At 59.6% G+C, this 1,204-nt stretch carries 1 protein-coding gene; it reads left to right on the top strand.

Translation table 11 applies throughout. The features are described from left to right. Nucleotides 1-1,204: Ig-like domain-containing protein (locus tag AACW06_RS19615; RefSeq protein WP_192076337.1), on the top strand; the 1,204-nt coding region annotated here is incomplete at both ends.

Genomic DNA, 1,204 nt, shown 5'->3' with positions numbered 1-1,204 from the left:
GGCAGTGCGAACATCACCATCCCAAGCTTGGCGGCGGAAGGTGACTACAGCGTGACGGCGCAGATCAGCGACGCGGCGGGCAACAGCAGTGGTGAGAGTGCGCCAGTGACGTTTGATTTTGACGCCACCGTGCCAACTGCGGTGCCAACACTTACCATCGCGGATGCCGCGGACGGCAGCGTGAGCGTGGCCGAAAACAGTGACGGCGTTGAAACCAACGTGACCCTACCAACGGGCGTGGAAGAGGGCGATACGGTGACGTTAACCATCACCAACCCAGATGGTAGCACCACGGAACAAACCTACACCGTGACGGCGGCGGACCTTGCCAATGGCAGCGCCGACATCACCATTCCAAGCTTGACAGCGGAAGGTAATTACAGCATCACCAGCAGCATTACGGATGCCGCTGGCAACAGCAGTGGTGACAGTGCGCCAGTGACGTTTGATTTTGATGCCACCGCACCAACTGCGGCGCCAACGCTTACCATCGCGGACGCCGCGGACGGCAGCGTGAGCGTGGCAGAGAACAGTGACGGCGTTGAAACGGTGGTGAGTATTCCAACGGGTGTGGAAGTGGGTGATACGGTGACCTTAACCATCACCAACCCAGATAGCAGTGTGACAACGCAAACCTACACCGTGACCCAAACGGATGTCGATACCGGCAGTGCGAACATCACCATCCCAAGCTTGGCGGCGGAAGGTGATTACAACGTGACGGCGCAGATCAGCGACGCGGCGGGCAACAGCAGTGGTGATAGTGCGCCAGTGACGTTTGATTTTGACGCCACCGCACCAACTGCGGCGCCAACACTTACCATCGCGGATGCCGCGGACGGCAGCGTGAGCGTGGCAGAGAACAGTGACGGCGTAGAAACCAACGTGACCCTACCAACGGGTGTGGAAGAGGGCGATACGGTGACGTTAACCATCACCAACCCAGATGGTAGCACCACGGAGCAAACCTACACCGTGACGGCGGCGGATCTTGCCAATGGCAGCGCCGACATCACCATTCCAAGCTTGACAGCGGAAGGTAATTACAGCATCACCAGCAGCATTACGGATGCCGCAGGCAACAGCAGTGGTGAGAGTGCGCCAGTGACGTTTGATTTTGACGCCACCGCACCAACTGCGGCGCCAACACTCACCATCGCGGACGCCGCGGACGGCAGCGTGAGCGTGGCAGAGAACAGTGACG

The sequence above is a fragment of the Vibrio sp. S12_S33 genome, assembly GCF_963889785.1.
Classification (GTDB): Bacteria; Pseudomonadota; Gammaproteobacteria; order Enterobacterales; family Vibrionaceae; genus Vibrio; species Vibrio aestuarianus.
This window is presented reverse-complemented; position numbering and strand designations above follow the sequence as displayed.